This is a genomic window from Bacillus sp. SM2101, assembly GCF_018588585.1.
Classification (GTDB): domain Bacteria; phylum Bacillota; class Bacilli; order Bacillales; family SM2101; genus Nanhaiella; species Nanhaiella sioensis.
The window spans coordinates 1-19,307 of sequence record NZ_JAEUFG010000009.1 but is presented as its reverse complement, the minus strand read 5'-3'; the positions used below and the strand labels follow the sequence as shown (position 1 = coordinate 19,307).

The following is a 19,307-nucleotide window of genomic DNA, read 5'->3' as shown; positions in this document are numbered from 1 at the left end:
TTCATTGAAGTTCTTACAATAGGTATTGAGAGCTAAATGATTGGATTCGACGTATCTCCAAGTCTCTCTCTTGAAGTTGATATTCTTTATCAATAAATTGCCGAACATGTGGGCTCTTGTTGAAGAACCATGACAATATAGGCTCCATATCATGCGCAGTTGCAATACCACTTTTATCATGTAGGCAGCTCTTAACATATTTCTTTATATTTGTATCAAGAAATTTCACAAAAACCCGGATATAATATATAAAATATACAAATATTAACAAATAAATATTCATTATATTAATACCTACAATATTGTTATCTTGTAATTCAATTACATTGGAGGAAATACTCTTGAAAAGATTCGTGTTTGTAGTTATTTTTATTTTTTTTCTAGGGTTTTATTTAGAATATGGAAAAGGTAAACAGCTTACAACGACCTCTTATATTGAATTTTCTGAACAAGAACATATTCAAAACATTATGATTAACGAGAAAAAACATGGCTTTGAACAAACTGTTACAAAAGAACAGGTTTATTTGAACAGTAAAGATACAATTTATACTTATAAGATACTTACTAGTCCAAATTCTTTTCTTAAAATTACAAAAAGAACTTTGGATAATGGAGATTTTTTTATCTTTACCTCACTCGAAAATAATAGTACAAACCCAATAGATGTGACTGTCACATTTCCCATACCAGAAGTATCACACTATACATTACAGCCATTCGACCAATTTTTGGCAGGACGTAGATACAATGAAGATATAGGTTTTGATCTAACCACTAACCCACTAGGTTTATTAACCACATACAATGGGAGTGAATATTACTCAAATGTTATGATTAGTAAAATATATCATTCAAAAGAATTATCTCAAACCTACGAAGATGAAAGAGAAAGTATCGTCAGAGAACTTATATCTGAGAATCGGGATGTTGATGTGATTGTAAAAAAAGACCAACTACAAATAAAATTAGATATGGAGTCTTTAGGAGAAGACATTGTAGATCATTGGTCTCTTTTTTCTGAAAAAGAATTATTTACTTCTGATCATTCTTTTGACGAATGGATAAAAAAATCAAATTACCATAAATGGAAAACTAATAGCTGGTATACTGCTAAAGGACCATATAAAAAACTAGTAACTACTGTTGAGCCTCTACCAGAGTCTAAGCTGAATTACGGAAGGAATTTGTTGCTCGTAAAGGATTTTTCTGCATTAGAGGAATATAAAGAAACAAAAGAAAGGTACTTTTACGATTTGGTTCTAAATTCAATAGCAAACTTAACAGTTTTTAAAGGAAATAAGGAGTTTTGGGAGACTGAAATTACAAGCACTTGGCTTAAAAGGGAATACGGTATAGAAGCTCCTTATATTGATACACGTCATAATGAAGGGATAGCTCTTTTCCTAGAAGAAACAGGAGATTTACTAGAAATTCCAGAATTAAAAATTGCCTTACTAAATTATGCTGACCTCTTAGTGGACCAAATTGAATCTAGAAAAGTTCTTAAAATTGCATCAGATGCATTTTTAATTAGCGATTATTTTTCATTTTATCAAGATACACTACCTACACACAGTTCACTTAATCATGTGTTAGGGGGGTTAAACCTGTTATTAAAAAGTTATATTGAAACAAAAAATGAAGAATATTTAAAATCTGCATACTATATTCAAAATGCAATAGACATTATTGGAGAGAAATGGTTAACTGACGAAGGTGATACATGGTATCAAATTGGACCCGATATGACTTTTCAAGGTGAAGATTATACTTTACTTACACTTAAGGACCTTTTACACACTTACGAACTTTGGAAGGAAATTGACTCTAAAAAGATAAATACTATAGAAGTTCTTGTGACTTCAAAAGCTTCTTATTTGATTAATAAAGAGATAGGGTTATCACAAGAAATAGTAAAATTATTAATAAACAATGGATTCGATGAAGTTATTAAGAACTATAATAATATCCTTCCATACTAAGTAAAATTTTTTTTAGTAATATAACATTTGCGAAGAGTTGTTGACACTTCCACCTCTATAGAAGCAAGCCGATAGCCTTACAACGGTATTTGGACTTTTGAGCTCATAATCCAAAATGCATGCTATTGAGATGTGAGCTTAAGTTTACGGTATATCATTCTTCTTAAGTCAGTGCACATAGTAATATTACAAAAACCTGGCAAAACTAATGACAATTTTTCATTGAGAACAGCTCTACAAGAGTTACCTTAACCAAAAATTTGAGCCGCAATGCCGAATAATGTATTGTTCCTAGGTGGCAAATTTTCAGAGTTAATGACCATTATTGGTGGTTCACTAACTTTGTTAAAACCACTTTGCTCTAGAAACAACATAAATTGATCATTACTCTTTGGAACATCAATTCTTAATGTCCCTTGATGTCCAAATGCTAGCTTGTCTAGTATTAAAGCAGCTGTTTCATGATCCGGAGCTACTATAGGTCCTAGTATTAAATTTACGGAACCTCTTATAGATATACCATAACCCATAATTTTGCCGTTGTTATCTTTAGCTACTATACATTGCTCCGATTGATTTATTCTATTGTTAAGAAAATTACTTCTTTTATCTCCAAAGGCAGCTTTATCTAAGTCAACAATTCTATTAAAATCAATTTCATTGATAGCTCCAAGGGTAACATTACTTTTAGTTAATAACTTAAGATTATTAGTATAGTTATCACAAAGATACTTATGAACATAATTTACAGTTCTAAAACCCATTTTTTCATATAAGGTTTTCCCATCTTCTGTTGCGATTAGCATAATTGTTTTGTCATTAGAACAAGCATCTATACATTTTTGAGTTACCTCTTTCCCTAGACCTAACCCTCTAAATTCTTTAGAAACAATAACCATACCGATAGAAGCTACATTTTTATCATACGGGATTATAGCTGCGCAAGAGACTACTTTCCCTAAAGCATTTTTGTGGCCAAATATTGTACCAGTTGACAAAACTGTACCTATTTCATACTTATCATAATCCCAGCCAACTGAAGTAGATAATTCGATTAAACTATTGATATCATCAGTATTTAATTCAAAAAGTTCTAATTTTATTTCATCGTATGTAGCCATAAAAGTCACCCTTTAAAATACAATTTAAAATTACTTTAGTTTAATTTCTATACTTAGTTTGTTACAGTTGACTCTAAAGGTTCGTTTTTCATTTCTAATATGTATTCTTTAACACGTTCTCGTCCACCATATTTTGCAAACCAATCTGTAATACGCTTAACATGAGCAACATCACTCGTTACCTTGGATTCAATCTGTAAATAATCTTCATAACTATCATATTCCCAAATAGCGAAAACCTCTACCGTGCCATCATTATTATTCTTCATCCAACGACCTACTAAACGAGAACCGTATTTTAATTGGTTTGGTAGATTAATGTCATTGAAAAGCTTATTGAAATCTTCAACTATCTCCCGTTTAACAATATAAGACTTTCTTCTATAAAACATAAAATCTCTCCTATCACAGACTTATATATATGATCTTCTATACTATCTTCTTATTAGACTAATCAAACACGAAGCATTTATGGTAGGTTAAATGCAGGTTAAATAGACAATGCTAACTATTAAAAATTTATTAATTTATGGTTCTAAATACTTGTAATGCAACTATTAATTCCTCTTACGTATATTGATGCTTACCTTCATATAAAACAATTCTTTTACTAGTTTGACGGTAATCAACTAGATTTAGTTTCTATTTTGTTCAATAATGCTCTCATTTTCTTATTAAAATTACTTAATCATTTATTTACTATAATAACTTTCATAATCAAAAAACAATGATTTTTGCACTTCGAGCTAATTGAAAAAGATCCATCAAGTAATGCTAAACCGTTCAACAAAGAAGAATAATCTTTCTACATCTTTATATGTCTTAGCCATTGAGACGCTATATTCTCAATCCAATCATTTAAGGTTTCACAGCTTTCAATTTCATATAATGTATACTCAGGATAATTACTGAAAGAAATTAAATGTTCAAAATTATGGTCATGAGCATACATTAGAACTTTTCCAGATATTTTATGATACATGGTAATATTTCCATTAGCTTCAAAAGCAAATGAGATGAAGTCACTAGTGTTAACCTTTATTTCGACTCCTTCTTCTTCACAAAGCTCTTGGAATATATCTTCCATACTACCAAACCCTACTTTAATATTCTCATATGTTAAAGCATTATTTAAATTTACTAGCCACGTATCTAAAGGTTCATTCCACCGTTCTGTTATTCCTCCAAAGTTTTGCAGCAATACTGAATGGTTTGGATGAAGTGACTTATTAATATTTTGTCCTTTTAAAGGCTCTAAACAAAGCCATCCAAGCGATTGAGATGACACATTATGCTTCCAACCAAACAATTCATAATTCACATTACCGTATTGTATTACTGTTATTCTAGCTTTGCTAAGTAACTTTGTTAGCTGTGGAAAAGTACCTTCAAATTCTGCTGAACATTGAAATGATTTTTCACCAATTATCTCAATTTTTTCTCTTTCCTTAAAACACCAAGTTATATCTGACAAAAACTCTTCTACGTCTTTGTTCAAAATATTCACCTCTTGCACAATTATTTATGTATGTAAAAAAACTTCATTCCGGACCCTATTTGAAACACTTTTATAGGTAAAAAGCATATAACAAGACGCTCTTTATTCAAGATAGGCAAATTTAGTTGAATATCGATTTAAAATCTCCTTTACAGCACCTTCATTATTAAACTATCCTATTCTTTCACTTACGCTATTTAGTAAATGTTGTTGCTATATGTGATTAAGGAACTTCTAACTCCTCGAAGTTCCCTTTCTTACAAGTTTTATATTTCTATTGTTCCCAATATTGTTTTAATACGTTCTTGCTCTTCATTCTTATCTAAATATTCAAAAAATCCAATTCGGTTTCCCCACGGGTCAGTGAATGTTCCCCATTTAACTGGAATTTCTGGTCTTGACTGTATTTCAAAGCTATCAATTTTAAGCTCTTCTACAAGTCTATCTCTTTCAGCTACAATATTAGTAACTCCTAAACGTAATGGTCCGTTACCCTCAGTAAGAGTTCCTTCTGCGACCTGCAACCAACAACCAGGAATTAGTTCCCATTCTGCAAATCCCTCGTGTGGAGTAAAATCAGGCTTCTTATTTAGCAATGTTTCATACCACTTTTGCCCTTCTTTAATGCTAGAAACTCGAACCTGAGTAGTTATTTCTAGGATCATTTGTAAACCTCCTATATATGTATAATCGAAAATTATTATACCTTAATTTAGCAATTAATACTGTATAAATTTTCAAGTAGCTCCCAACATCTGAACTATTGTATCATTTGATTGTTGGTAGGCAGAAATAATTGTTAAATAATATGACGCAATGTGGTGATTAATTGAAAAGATATATATGGTTATTATTCTATATGGTAATAAGTTTGACATTATTGTCAGGATGCGGAAGTACTAATTCTGATTGGGAACCTACATTATATGAAACTGTCAACAACTTCGATGGTGTAACTATGATTGCACTAGAAGAAACAGTCTCCTCTACTGGCTTGATTGTGGCATTTGAGAATACCTCCGACGAGGAATACACCTATGGTGAATATTTTTTGTTGGAAAAGAATATAAACGGAAGCTGGTATCAAGTCCCTGTTGCCTTTGATGGTAACTATGGATTCAATGATATTGGCTATAGCTTGCCTTCTTCCGATGTTAAGGAATGGACTGTTGATTGGAGTTGGCTGTACGGAAATTTGAATACCGGTAAATACCGTATAGTGAAAGATATACTGGATGCTAGAAAAGCAGGAGATTATGATAAGTACCATTTGACAGCAGAATTTACAGTGGAATAACCATCAAATTAGAATATATATTAGATTGTGAAAGGTTGTCTTAGAGCACAGGTGAGCTTTATGAAATAACAACCAAAGAAAAAGCCTATCATCATGATAAGCTTTTTCTTTTGGCATCTATTTACTTTACAGCTTCCTTTAATTCTTTTCCTGGTTTAAATGCCGGTGCTTTACTTGCAGCGATTTCAATTTCTTCACCAGTTTGTGGATTACGTCCTTTACGCGCTGCTCTTTCACGTACTTCAAACGTTCCAAAACCAAGTAGAGAAACTTTGTTACCATCCTTTAATGAGTCACTAATAGCACTGAATACAGACTCTAGTGCTTTACCGGCGTCTTTTTTACTAAGCTCTGCTTTTTCAGCTATTGAATTAATGAATTCTGTCTTATTCATTTCACTACCACCTTTCTATGTAACAATCTATATTTTACCAAATACAATGTATAAAGGTAAATAGCTACAACTAATCTTTTTATACATTTAGTTAAATCGATATAAATTTAATATACTCTATGTCATGCATGTGTACAAAGCTTCTAGTTCATGGTATTACTGTGTTTAACCCTTTTTCAAACTTTGAGGCACTTTTTTAATGATGATAAGGAACGGTTAGATACCAATGAATAAAATTGCTAGTCAGTTAATTATCTATGGCACAAATTAAGAATTTCACTAAAATAGATATTTTGAGATTTTCGTTTTTTAATGTTAGCAACGATGCCACAATATCAAGTTATTATTACTAAAATAACAAGTTATGCAATAGCAGCCTCATCTAATTACAAAACTCTTTTATTACCTCATTCTTAATTTTTTCTAAAGGATAAAGGTTAGGGTATGTCGAATACATGAGCATGATTCCTTGAAGGGTAGATGAAAAATGTAAAGATTTTATCTTGGCATTCGATACGCCAAGCTTTTCAAAGATCTCAGTTTGTACCTCAAATTGCTTCTCATACTCCTTTTGTAATTTCATAGTATATTTTGAAAGTACTTTATCTCCTTTAGCTTGAGTAAGTAAATTTATATAAAACCGAAAAATCATCGGCTGTTCACGAACATTTTCCAAAGAACCTTCAATGATAAATAACAATTGTTCCACAGGCGTCTCCTGTAACACTGCAGTCTTCATAACCTTGATAAGTTCACCCACTCGCATTACAACCATAGCATCAATTAGATTCTCTTTCCCCTTATAATAATGATAAAGAAGACCTTTAGAAATATCTGCTTGCTTTGCTATTTCGTCAATTGAAGTAGAATGAAAGCCTTTTGATATAAAAAGCTCCATTGCTGCTTGTAAAATTTTTTCACTTGTAATCCGACGGATTTCTTCATTTGTTTCTCTTGTACGTGGCATCCTTACTTAATCCTTTCTGTAAAAACAACATAATTTCATAAGCTATTTCTTTTGGATGAGTTAAGGTTAACATATGATCAGCACCTTTAATCATAAAAAAATGAACTAACTTCACTTTTTTGAAGTGATCAGCGATTCGAGATTGGTCACTCCATTCTTTATCTCCTTGAATAAAGAGCAAAGGTACCTTTATCTCATGTAATCTATCAATAGCATGTGGAACAGGCCAAATAATTTCAAAGTTCTCCCATTCTGAAAATACTTTGGTCATATAGTGGATAGTCATTTCATAGAGAAAATCCTTTTGCTTACTTGACATCGTTATACTGTAATTAGGACCACTTAGGGACAAATTAGCAAGCTTTTTAATATTTGGGGCAGCTGCGTTTACCTGCTCCATCCATTCAGTAAATTCACGTGAATATTGAAACCCTGTTAATGAAGGAGCAATTAACACGAGTTGTTTAACTCTTGATGGAAAGGTAAGCGTAAAATCGGTTGCAATTTGTCCTCCCATTGAATGACCAACAAGAGTAGCTGTATTTATGCGTAGGTAATCCAGTAATTTCCTTAAATCATCTACAAAATTAGATGGTGAAATTGGTGCGGGTGAATTCCCTGTACCCCGCACGTCGAAAATAACGACCTGATTAGTCTGAGATAAATATGGAACAATATACGTCCATTCACGCATGTCTACACCAGGGCTATGAATCATCACAATGGGATCTCCGACACCATGAACTTCATAATTTAAATCCATCTGTCACCCTCCTTATAAATAAGCCTCAATCAATATACTTAATACGGAGCTTTTCATTCAAAAGACACTGTTGTTATTAACATTATATCTTTGACTGAACATACAGTCAATAAAAAACGATAAGCGATTTTTCGACAAACTAATACTTTATACGTGCTCAGTTTGGACAACAACCGTTTACGAAATGAATTCCTATTACAAGCAATTTTTACTACACATTAATAATTCACATATCATTCAATTTATTACCATTTTTCTCAAGCTATCTCATTTTATAATTACTATATAGACTATTTTTCATTCCATTCATAGTTGTTTTTCAAAAAAAGAATAAACACATATGTAATAATGCTCGTTGCACCTTGTCTTCAATTACGACAGGAGCTTAAATATTCACACGAAAGAGAGGTGAGTAATTTGGAGCAAGTAGACTACAGTATCCCGCAGTTTTTCTCGGATTACTTGTACAGCTATAATAAAACTACGCGTGATTTTGATCTACAGACAGTCGATTCTAGTGAACTGTATAGTACAAAGTTCATTAATAAATATACAAAATTTTCATGCCATGATGAATTTTTTAATAGCTCTCCGTTTGCTAAAAAAAACAAGTGTTAACATCAATAATTTAACTGAAGCATTTATTAAAAAGCTTGATAAATTCACACAAGAAAACACGTCCTTTAACTCATTTGAAGACATGCACGATACTGCCGTAAAATATTGGGAAGAACGAATTTATTTGGGTGACTAATTTAAGGTCACCTTTTTATTATTGCACTTCGACTGAAGTGAGAGAAGTATACTGTTCGATAAAAGGTAATTGAAATCCTACTGTTAGAGGTTAAATATCTAGACCACTCACAATGCTAACTGGAATAAGAAATGCTGTTAAGATAACTAGAAGTATGAAAAACAACACTAAGAATGTATATATGATTCTCTTTCTCAAAAAATATCCTCCACAATAATTATGTTGTTCTATCTAAGGTAGCATGAACTTAGCATTGTTAATTCGCATTTTCTGTCGGTACCCCTATCTTAAACACTACTATGCTATGAGTTAAGAGAACTGGGTTATAAAGCTTTACTAAACACAAAGATTATTGAGATTACTAAGGACTAAAATGGAGTCCTTTTTTGTTGCTGTTTACAAAAGAAAAGGTGTCACGAAAGTTAGTCGTATATTCTCAGCAAGCTCCATACATAGGGCATCTATGGCATAATTGGAATACAATAGCGGATATCTAAGGGTGGTCACCTTCATTCTCCATGAGAGGGGGTGAGGCGTATGGCAGTATTTGAACATTAATGTTTGCTTTAGCATTAGCTGGGCTAATCATTTCGATACTGTCCTTCAACAAAAACAACAAAAAAAGCATAATTAGTAGCTTACTTATTGTACTTTTATTCGTTATACCATTTGCAACATATATAATTTATCAGAATCAATTAAACGGACTTAAATGAGAACAGTCATATAGGAATGAAAGCTCTTGAACAAATTTTAGTATATCAGTGGTCGGCCAATTAGCTATAAAGATTTGATCCTTTGCCAAGTGTTTATCTATACCTTACTGGCTCTTTTATATATGAAAACTTAGTTACATAAATTGAGATTTTATTATTGACTTCTAGGATAAAACACCTAATAATGTTTAAGTTGGAAAATTTACCAAAACTAAAGGGGATGCATAGTTTGGAAAATCAAAACTCATTTTGGAAAATGATTGTTATTTCTATGTTTGTCGGTTTAGTACTGCAAACCAATCCTACTATCGGTCATTCAGCAAATGACGACTTAAAGGCTAAAGGTTCATTCACTGATGTAACACACGATTATTGGGCAGTCGAAGAAATTGCATATCTAACTTTAGAAGGTATAATTAAAGGCTACAATAATGGGGAATTTGGTCCAAAAGATAATGTTACCAGAGGACAGGCTGCAGTAATGGTTACACGTGCCTTGGAAATAAATACAGAAAATATTACAAATCCGAAATTGCCTGACGTAAAAGAGGACCATAGCGCTTATAGAGAAATTGCTGCTGTAATTGACCAAGGTATTTTTGATTTAGTAGACAGTTTTCACCCAAACGAGCCACTTACAAGAGGAGAAATGGCAAAAATTCTAGTTCGAAGCTATGACTTAAAAGGTGACTATGGAGAATACTTTACAGATGTTTCACTAGATAATGAATATTACCCATACATAAACAAATTATTTGCAAATGGAATAACTACTGGATTTCCAAACAAAACATTCAAACCGAATCAACCAATTACAAGAGATCAATTTGCTGTATTTTTTGCTAGAGTATTAGATAGTAAGTTTAAACCATCTTTAATTAATAATAATTTTTTAGAATTAGCGAAGAGTGGGATATTAAACGGATGTAATTATTCGTTAAATGGTTATGTAACGTCAAAAGACATTCTTGGTGACAATGGTAAACCTGAAGAGGAAGGTTATATGTTTGGTCTCAAAAGAAAACTCTTTGGTAATTGTTATTACTATACAGTGGATTATAATGATGATTCAGACGAATTAATTACTGCAATTGATTATTATACAGATGAAAGCAATTTAACAATACAAGATATTAAAAAGTTTCTTGGTGAACCCCATGATGGTGGTTACGATGAACATAATGGTTTAAGTACCATGATATATAGAGATGAAGCATATTTTCTAACCTTTATGATTAGTGATGAAAGTTCAAAGCCATCAGTTATTTTCTTTACATATAAAATGTCTGAAGAAAAAGCACGCTATCACCTCTTGAATGAGCTAGGGTTGTTAAACAACCCTAACGTATTTGTAAGGCATGAGGCTACACATGATGAAAGTTCAGATGAATATTATTTTGAAGTCTGCCAAGATGAGCAACAGACTGAAGAAGAGGCTCAATGTGTACCGATAGGGTTTTATTATGTAGATAAATTTATTGGGGATATACGACAGGAACTTACTATCATTCCATAGTATTAGCAGTGCTTACAATTATAAACTATATCTGTGTGATACAGCATGAAGGTGTAGCTACCCTACACCTTTTTCTCACTTCGTTCAATAATTTCTGCCACATTATTCTTAATCTTTCCAGACTCAATTTTTTTACGAATATGTTTAAGAAGTACTCTCTGTTTCTTATTTTCTACAAACTTATCACCTAATTACGTTACTTCATATTATAAATTCCATTATATATAATTTATTATATTCAATGACTATTCCTTCTGAAACACATCAATGAAAATCCAAAGTTTTCATGTTTTAGGTTACTAAAATGATCCGAAATAAACGTATAAAGTGTTAAACAAGTAGCCTAATTCATAATTTCATACTAATAAATAATCTAGGAAGTCGAAAATAGCTTTGACTCCCTGTAATAGTATGCAGAGCCATACTCTATACTGGCAATAGTAAGATGGTAAGCCTCTCCTAATACAATTTACGCAATGTTTCTAAAATTTCACAGATGACTAGAAATAATATGATCCATTAATAAGTGTATTTTTTCATTAACAGTTAAACTATTCCATACTTTTGGACAAATTTTCATGTTGTCAGCCCCCTTTTATCATGATTTTTACTTTGTGACCAAGCAAATGTACCATTAGTGAGCCTCTTAGTTGTTTTTCAATCAATATATATCCCCATTTTCAAAAATTATGCAAACTAAACCAAACTTTTTTAAGTTTAAGCACCTTAACATTATGGACAACCTAATATTAACCGTTAATTACCTTTTACAGATGATTAGTGAATGACAAAGTAGACAAACAAAGGAGCTCGAAGTATGAAGATTTTAATGATAACCATTGCTGTTGTAGGGATACTTTATTATGCTGGTTTATTAAATGATAAAGGTGAAAAGCTATTTGAGGATTCACGAGAAAAAGTGTTTGAAGTTGCAAAAAACGTTAAGATTGATGATCAACGCATCATTGATATGTCTTTAATAGATATTTATCATTCACTAAGTACAAAATTTAAAGATGGCAACATAGAAAGACATAATGATGGTTCCGTACAAATACAGCTTAACGGAAACGAAGTCATTTATAACAGCACTACAGGAATAGTTGAAATCTTACAAACGGGAGATGAAGAATCTTTACAAGAAATTCTTCATATTTTCGAAAACAATTGAGTTTGCAAAAAGTGAAAAAAGCCTATCGTGTTAGATAGACTTTTTTTATGCTCGAATATTTCTTTAGTTTTTGACAGCGTCTTTTAATTCTTTTCCTGGTTTAAATGCCGGTACTTTACTTGCGGCAATTTCAATTTCTTCACCAGTTTGTGGGTTACGCCCCTTACGCGCTGCTCTTTCACGTACTTCAAATGTTCCAAAGCCGAGAAGAGAAACTTTTTCACCATCTTTTAGTGTTTCACTAATCGAGTTGGTTACTGCTTCTAATACTTTACTTGCGTCCTTTTTGCTAAGTTCTGCTTTTTCAGCTACTGCGTTAATAAATTCTGTTTTATTCATTTTTTTTACCACCTTTCTATGTAACGAACTATATCTTATCAGATTTCCTATCAAAAGGTAAACACTATCCTGCAATAAAAAGAAAATAAAGGCTTTTTTCGTAAATTTTGTTGCTAATGTTACGAAGATAGAACCGCAAGAAGTAATTTCATATGGTAGCCTTCCGTACATATTCTACGACCTCTCGTTATGTACGGTGTAAATGAAACTACAAACCATATGAAAGGATCTAAAAAAAATCAATATGTAACTATACCTCTCCAAAAAACTTCCCACGTATTATTGAGTCTTTTTTCATACTCTTCATAAGAAAAATTTGCTAAGTAAAAGAGCATCCCATCCAACATACAAAGAAAAGAGTTAACAATCTTCTCATCATCAATAAATTGACTGTTGTCTGAATGATTTTTTAGTATAGTATATAGTAATTTCCTTATTTCCTTTTCGCATTCATTATATTTTCGGTTTAGTAGGTCTTTAAACTTATCTGGCGGAACAATACCATACCTTTTAATAAAAAGACCTAAGCTGTTATTATTAAAATATTCATTTAGTTCATGTAACAAAAAATACAGCCGTTCTTTCGTAGGAAATTTTGCTGTAGCTACCTCTTGCTCTTTAATAAAATTGATATACTCTGACATAACATATTCAATTACACTTATAAATAATTCTTCTTTACCAGAAAAATATGCATAAATGGAGGGTGCTTTAATGTGAATACTAGTCGCTATATCTTTTAAAGATGTCTCTTCATAGCCCTTTGCGGAAAACAAAATTAAAGCTTGATTTAATATTTTTAATTTTGTCTCTTCTCCCTTACTCAATTGACCACCCCGCGATTAAGATACTAGTTTTAGCCCTATAATACTTATGATGATACCACTAACCAGTGCCAGTTTTCTGTAATCTTTAGGATCATTAAACGCAAACATACCAATTAATACACTTCCAGCTGCACCTATTCCTGTCCATATACCATAGCCAATACTAATAGGAATTTCTTTTAATGACATTGAAAGGAATATAAAACTTAAACTCATGAAAAGTACAAAGAACAATGAAGGTTTTAGCCTTGTAAACCCTTCAGATAATTTAAGAAAAGTTACTCCTCCTATTTCCATGAATCCAGCGAGTACTAGTAGAATCCAACTCATATTATGCACTTTCTCCTTTTGCTTGTTCTGGTATTAATTTCAACCCAATAATACAGCTAATTAAGGTTATTAATAAAATGATTTTTAGGACACTAACTGCGTCATTTAAAAACAGGATCCCAACGATGGATGTACCAAAGGCACCAATTCCAGTAAACACTGCGTATGCTGTTGAAACAGGTAAATATTTAAGTGATTTTGAGAAAGCCCAAAAGCTAAAAATCATAAGTAAAACCGTCGGTATAACGAAAGGGATATTTGTAAAGCCTTCCGAAAATTTCAAACCAAACGCCCAACCTACCTCTGATATACCACCGAGAATAAGATATAACCATGTCATGATTTATATCCTCCTTATTAACATCTTTAAGCATCTCTAGGATAATTAGTGTTTCCCACCTAACAATACTTATATCAATTCCAAAACGTAAGTCTATAAAAATAAAAATATAATCTAACTAACGTTAGTTAGATTTTAGGACAAATCAATTAAATATGCAACTATTTCGTAGTTTTATTAATATGATTAATGTGTGTATCCTCTCTTACTTATAAATAATAAATTTCAACAGATTTTTCATAAGAAGATTCAAAAAAACATATTTCAACTCCGTTCTACACTATACCCAAAGTAAAGAAACGATTAATAAAATGAAAACTATACAAAGTAAATCATATGCTATGTAACAGATAGCCTTATTGTGGCTATCTTTCGTTAATCGTTCACAACGTGAACGTTGCAGTAACAGGAAAATGGTCAGAAAATCCATCAGAGTTATCTACTGTAGCTGCTGTAACTGATGTCCCAGAAAGAGTAAGAACCCAATCAATCGCTGCTCCACGTTCAGTTGTTGATGGTTTTGGATCACCTTGATTTGCTATATCCCATGTGTCTACTATATTCATTGGATTTGGTGTACCATCTATCGGTATTTGATCTAATAAATATTCCATAATAGCATTATTTCTTGTTGCATTAAAATCTCCTACAACAATAGCATGACGGTTGTTATTTCCTACTTGATGTTGATTAATTAGGGACACTAATTCAATTGCATGATCCTCTTTACTCGAAGTAGGGCTTACACAATAATGATTATTATAAAAATAAAACTCTTCACCCGAATCAACTTCTCTTAGCAATAACCAAGTTATATATCGCGTGTTGCCACATTGAGCCGCTTCAACAAAACCAGAGTCTAAAATAGTAAATCGATTACTCCTTATTAATATAGGATTGCCGTAATTAACTGGAATATTAAATCGTATTAAATCATACATGCCAGATAACCCTGCTTCTAAATCTCTTCTTTGTGTTGACATAGCTTCTTGAAGCCCTACTATATCAGGATTAATGTCTATTATTTTATTAATTATACCATCCCTGCGATTTCTCCAAGTTCTCCTATCAGCTAGTATATTGAAGCTCATTGTTAACATATTTTCCCCCCTCTCCTACATAATTACTATATTATATGTAATAACAGAGAAGATGCTTGTACAGGTAACATGTATTTGATCTTTTTTAAAGGCTGATTTTGTCTTAATAGTTGCTGTTCGTAATAGGTTGTTCACAAATTAATTGGTGCTTTTCGTAATAATAGCAAAACTCGTATGTATCTAACTTTCGGGGCATCTTTTTTTCAATAAAACTATAATCACAGTACATACCAGTTACTCAAATGCAAGTGAAAAAAGCAACAAAGTTTCAGAAAGAGACTTTTCGAATGCACTGACACACTTTTTCTATGCTCTAAATGTAATACCCTATTCATTTTTGCTTAGTTTTATAGGTAACAGCCTATAGTATCGTTCCTTCAACTAAATAATGAATTTAAAGATTATCTATTTAAATACTACTTCTACAATTTTTCTACAAACAAATAAAAATAATCACAATACAAAAAAATGTAACCGTTTCCAAAATAACATACCTACCTAGTTGAAATTAGTATTATTAAAATAAATAATATAAAAAACTAATTTAGGAGGTTTCAAATGAAAAAATTACTAACTTTTTTATTATGCTTACTAATTAGTATCCCTACTCTAACTTCTGCAAGTAGAGCAGAAAGTCAAATGAATGTACAAGCAGCAAACAGCTCTGAATGGAATCTTGTGTGGAGCGACGAATTTAATGGAAATGAGATTGACAGGACAAAATGGACTTATGATTTCGGAAACTATCTTGTTGATGAAAATGGTAATGTAATTACTGACGCACCAGGCTGGGGAAATAATGAAGAGCAATATTATACAGATGCTCCCGGGAATTCATATATTAATAATGGCAATCTAGTTATTGAAGCAAAGCAAGAGCAAATATCTGATGAATATGGTACATATGACTATACATCTGCCAAGCTTAAAACAAAGGGATTATTTGGGCAAAAATATGGAAAATTTGAAGCGAGAATAAAATCCCCAAAAGGTAATGGATTGTGGCCAGCATTTTGGCTTCTTCCAACTGATAATGTTTATGGATCATGGCCTGCTTCTGGTGAAATTGATATAATGGAAGCTTCTGGAGGTAAACCCAATGAAGCTTCAGGTACGATACATTATGGTGGTTTATGGCCAATAAGAGAATACACAGGTAAAGCATATCATTTCCCTGAAGGTGGAGCGATTACAGACTTCCATACTTATTCAGTAGAATGGGAACCTGGAGAAATTCGTTGGTATGTTGACGGAAATTTATATCAAACTTTAAACAACTGGTTTAGCCTTAATCCTGCTGAAGAACTGAATCCATTTCCAGCACCGTTTGACCAAGAATTCTATATCATTCTAAATCTAGCAGTAGGAGGCCAATTTACAGAAAATCCTGATGATCCAACTGCGTTTCCAGGAAAAATGGAAATTGACTATGTGCGCGTATATGAATCAAATGACGAAAATGGTTGCATTCCAACAGTAGATAGGAACTTTGACTTTTCTTGTGGCTTAAGCGATTGGTCACCATATGTGCATCATGATACAGTAGCTCAAATATTAGCAGAAAATGAAGAAGCTAATGTTGTTATTTCTGAACAAGGTAACGAAGAATGGAGCGTTATATTAGAGAAAAGAGGGTTAAATTTACAACAAGACCAGGATTATCTCGTATCCTTCGATGCAAGATCAACAATTGATAGGGATATGGTCGTTTCTATAGAGAACTCACAATATAATAGATACTTGAGTGAAACAATTAATTTATCCAGCAATATGAATAATTACAGCTTTCAAATGACAATGCCACAGTCTGATGCAGTCAGTCTAAAATTATTAATGGGCAAATATGGCGCAGGTGCACATAATATTTTCATAGATAATGTGGTCATCGAACCCATCGGAGAAAACCTTTTAAAAAATGGCGATTTTGCTACAAATGATGATTTTTGGACAGCATGGTGGGGAGATCAATGGACGGGTGTTGCAGAGGGTAATAAATCAGTTGTAAATGGTGAATTAGCAATTGAAATGCAAACAGTTGGTAATGTAGCTTATTCTCCACAAGTGTACCAAAACGGTATTGAATTTAACAACGGTAAATTGTATACGGTTACATTTGATGCTAGAAGTGATACACCAAGAAAGATGAATGTTAATATCGGTAAAGAACTTACAACAGATCCATGGTTTATACCGTATGCCAATACAGAAATTTTTGATTTAACAACCGACATGCAGACATTTACCTACTCTTTCCAAATGACAGAGCAAACATATACTAACGGAAAGATAGTATTTGAACTAGGAAATATCGAGGGGGGAAATGCTGCTACAACAGTTTATATCGATAACGTATCTATCGTACAGCATTAACAACGGTTATGAAATGATTAACAATGTAGAGAAAGGATAACTCGACAGTTATCCTTTCTTTAGCTTAATTTGGCGTTTTCGCATAAAATTGCTGCTTTTTAACTACTAGAAATCACAAATACAATTATTGTTCGTGGTTCTTTTTTTCGACAAAAACTTCAACAAAATATACTTTCTCTAACGGTTCAAATTTTTTGTATTAACTGTTTACCAAAGAAGCTTTCAACTTATCTAGTAAGATATAGCATATTATGTTGAACATAATTAGACAATCGCTTCTCCCTTTGCATATATTATTATGGCGTCTTTCGAGATTTTTATCTTGGCTATCATTTGTACTTTAAGTTAGCTTAAAACAAAAGAGCATTCATCGATCTAGTATTTACAAAAGCGCCTTCTACACCCCCTTGTGTTTCAACAACAGAAGCCATAAGCACAAGATCTCCTGCTAGGCAAGGTATTGAAATTGTAAAGTTTGGGTTTGTGTTATGCTCTACATCAAACTGTGCTGGCTGCTGTACTCCACTTACTGTGTCTAATAATAACGGAGAAGCCATTGTTAAATTAGCTTCTGCTGATTCAACCATTACTTGATAAGCTAACTCATATTTATATGGAAAACTAGAAAGTTCAACATCATTCTCAAAACCCGCTACAGCAAAATTCGACTGAAGAAATCCATCAAGCTTCACCTGTCTTCCATATAAATGTTTTGGAATTCTTAACCTTAGCAGCTCTACTCTAGTTCCATCTAATGGTAGTATAGCAGGCTTATCTTCTTGTGTAGAAAGAAATGCGATATCATGGTTTTTAGTCAATTATTCTCCCCCCTATCTATCCTAGAATGTCATAAGTTCTGTGAGAATCTGAGTCCTATTCATTAGACTACAGAATATATTATTCAACTTAAAGCAGCAGTGCTTGGATAAATTTCTTATGCAAGACAGAAATGCTATAAAAAACCAAAAAACCTTCATACTGTTTCAGAGCATTACTAAATGAATTTTAGATTTATACCGTACAATACTACTTAGATTCTTAATTAATTTGTATGATAGTTTCATTATAGAGAGTAAAAAAGTATTTAGCCTTCTATAAAAGAGACTTGGTTTTTGTGTAACAATCATGTATATAAGTAGTTTAGGAATAATACCTTACTCTCCATCATTTTCCCATTCTCTTTATGAGCCACTAAAGGACGTTTTCTCCACTCATCGAATTCAAACACCTTATTTGGCAATCCAGCTTGACTTAGATATACATACTCTTCTATTAAGCGTATTTAACTTTTTTATCTGAGGTACACTGTTTTACTAATTTCATAATTGATTATGTCCCTATTAACAAGAATTTCATCTACATAACGATATTGTATCTATTGTAATTCTTCTTCCCTTCTCACTTACGTCGCAAAACTATAAATGAAAAAGAAATAAAACGTTACAAATAGTAACGTTTTATCTACAAAATTAATGCTATATAAGTGCATTAGGGGGAAATCGATTTCTATAATTATTGTATCAAATTTCGCAAAAGTATGATTTTGATCTGAGGAGGGATTTATTGATATTTGATTATATATCCTTTTAAAATGCTACGAATTTTACCATTTTATATAAATATATTTATTTTTATAAAAACCATTGTATTTAACACGTTACCTAGAACATCCATAAACTGGGTATTGATTTCAATACACATTTTATTCGTTAATTACCGCTTTCCAAGTAGGAAATTTAATATGATATGCTCCCCTTAAGGTAGACAGATTAAAAAATAAAATCTGATTACCTTAAGGGGGCTTTTTTATGTCCAATAA

Annotated in this window: 19 protein-coding genes; 6 read left to right on the top strand and 13 right to left on the bottom strand. The window is 32.1% G+C overall.

The features are described 5' to 3' along the window. The first annotated feature begins 341 nt into the window (after positions 1-341). A complete protein-coding gene (locus tag JM172_RS10375) occupies positions 342-1,985 on the top strand; it encodes a hypothetical protein (RefSeq protein ID WP_214482228.1) in 1,644 nt (547 codons plus the stop codon). 248 nt (positions 1,986-2,233) lie between these two features. Here JM172_RS10375 and JM172_RS10370 read toward each other — a convergent pair whose 3' ends face one another. The 4 genes from JM172_RS10370 to JM172_RS10355 form a co-directional block, all read right to left on the bottom strand. Next, entirely contained in the window at positions 2,234-3,106 is an 873-nt protein-coding gene (locus JM172_RS10370) for a GNAT family N-acetyltransferase (protein ID WP_214482227.1), read from the bottom strand. Between the two features lie 53 nt (positions 3,107-3,159). Continuing rightward, positions 3,160-3,498, bottom strand: a complete 339-nt coding sequence (locus JM172_RS10365) for an NIPSNAP family protein (RefSeq protein ID WP_214482226.1) — start codon at positions 3,496-3,498, stop codon at positions 3,160-3,162. 413 nt (positions 3,499-3,911) lie between these two features. Continuing rightward, a complete protein-coding gene (locus JM172_RS10360; RefSeq protein WP_214482225.1) occupies positions 3,912-4,604 on the bottom strand; it encodes a hypothetical protein in 693 nt (230 codons plus the stop codon). Between the two features lie 266 nt (positions 4,605-4,870). Beyond that, complete coding sequence (locus tag JM172_RS10355) at positions 4,871-5,269, bottom strand: VOC family protein (RefSeq protein ID WP_214482224.1); 399 nt, start codon at positions 5,267-5,269, stop codon at positions 4,871-4,873. Between the two features lie 194 nt (positions 5,270-5,463). Here JM172_RS10355 and JM172_RS10350 point away from each other — a divergent pair, with 194 nt between their 5' ends. Next, the gene (locus tag JM172_RS10350) at positions 5,464-5,901 is read left to right on the top strand and encodes an immunoglobulin-like domain-containing protein (RefSeq protein WP_214482223.1); all 438 of its coding nucleotides are present in this window, start codon (positions 5,464-5,466) and stop codon (positions 5,899-5,901) included. Positions 5,902-6,022: 121 nt separating this feature from the next. Here the strand turns inward: JM172_RS10350 and JM172_RS10345 are convergent, their stop codons facing one another. From JM172_RS10345 to JM172_RS10335, 3 genes are all read right to left on the bottom strand, one after another. After that, positions 6,023-6,295: an HU family DNA-binding protein gene (locus JM172_RS10345; RefSeq protein WP_214482222.1), complete on the bottom strand. Its 273-nt coding sequence runs from the start codon at positions 6,293-6,295 to the stop codon at positions 6,023-6,025. Between the two features lie 382 nt (positions 6,296-6,677). Beyond that, positions 6,678-7,262, bottom strand: coding sequence for a TetR/AcrR family transcriptional regulator (locus JM172_RS10340; RefSeq protein ID WP_214482221.1), 585 nt, complete (start codon positions 7,260-7,262; stop codon positions 6,678-6,680). After that, positions 7,237-8,025, bottom strand: a complete 789-nt coding sequence (locus tag JM172_RS10335; RefSeq protein WP_214482220.1) for an alpha/beta fold hydrolase — start codon at positions 8,023-8,025, stop codon at positions 7,237-7,239. Before JM172_RS10335 ends, JM172_RS10340 begins: the two co-directional genes overlap by 26 nt. Before the next feature lie 568 nt (positions 8,026-8,593). Between JM172_RS10335 and JM172_RS10330 the strand changes: the two genes are divergently transcribed. The 3 genes from JM172_RS10330 (at position 8,594) to JM172_RS10320 (ending at position 12,182) form a co-directional block, all read left to right on the top strand. After that, positions 8,594-8,779: a hypothetical protein gene (locus tag JM172_RS10330; protein WP_214482219.1), complete on the top strand. Its 186-nt coding sequence runs from the start codon at positions 8,594-8,596 to the stop codon at positions 8,777-8,779. Positions 8,780-9,724: 945 nt separating this feature from the next. Then, positions 9,725-11,011, top strand: a complete 1,287-nt coding sequence (locus tag JM172_RS10325; RefSeq protein ID WP_214482218.1) for an S-layer homology domain-containing protein — start codon at positions 9,725-9,727, stop codon at positions 11,009-11,011. 817 nt (positions 11,012-11,828) lie between these two features. Next, positions 11,829-12,182, top strand: coding sequence for a hypothetical protein (locus JM172_RS10320; protein ID WP_214482217.1), 354 nt, complete (start codon positions 11,829-11,831; stop codon positions 12,180-12,182). 63 nt (positions 12,183-12,245) lie between these two features. Here the strand turns inward: JM172_RS10320 and JM172_RS10315 are convergent, their stop codons facing one another. The 5 genes from JM172_RS10315 to JM172_RS10295 form a co-directional block, all read right to left on the bottom strand. Then, positions 12,246-12,521: an HU family DNA-binding protein gene (locus JM172_RS10315; RefSeq protein ID WP_214482216.1), complete on the bottom strand. Its 276-nt coding sequence runs from the start codon at positions 12,519-12,521 to the stop codon at positions 12,246-12,248. A 239-nt stretch (positions 12,522-12,760) separates the two neighbouring features. Next, entirely contained in the window at positions 12,761-13,348 is a 588-nt protein-coding gene (locus JM172_RS10310; protein WP_214482215.1) for a TetR/AcrR family transcriptional regulator, read from the bottom strand. 15 nt (positions 13,349-13,363) lie between these two features. After that, on the bottom strand, positions 13,364-13,678 hold the full coding sequence (locus JM172_RS10305; RefSeq protein ID WP_214482214.1) for a DMT family transporter: 315 nt from the start codon (positions 13,676-13,678) through the stop codon (positions 13,364-13,366). 1 nt (position 13,679) lies between these two features. Next, positions 13,680-14,018, bottom strand: a complete 339-nt coding sequence (locus JM172_RS10300) for a DMT family transporter (protein WP_214482213.1) — start codon at positions 14,016-14,018, stop codon at positions 13,680-13,682. 383 nt (positions 14,019-14,401) lie between these two features. Next, the gene (locus tag JM172_RS10295; protein WP_214482212.1) at positions 14,402-15,118 is read right to left on the bottom strand and encodes an endonuclease/exonuclease/phosphatase family protein; all 717 of its coding nucleotides are present in this window, start codon (positions 15,116-15,118) and stop codon (positions 14,402-14,404) included. A 558-nt stretch (positions 15,119-15,676) separates the two neighbouring features. On the opposite strand from JM172_RS10295, the gene JM172_RS10290 reads away from it, so the two are divergent. Beyond that, entirely contained in the window at positions 15,677-17,488 is a 1,812-nt protein-coding gene (locus JM172_RS10290) for a glycoside hydrolase family 16 protein (RefSeq protein WP_214482211.1), read from the top strand. A gap of 350 nt (positions 17,489-17,838) precedes the next feature. Here the strand turns inward: JM172_RS10290 and JM172_RS10285 are convergent, their stop codons facing one another. Continuing rightward, positions 17,839-18,306, bottom strand: a complete 468-nt coding sequence (locus JM172_RS10285; RefSeq protein ID WP_214482210.1) for a hypothetical protein — start codon at positions 18,304-18,306, stop codon at positions 17,839-17,841. Positions 18,307-19,307: the final 1,001 nt, after the last annotated feature.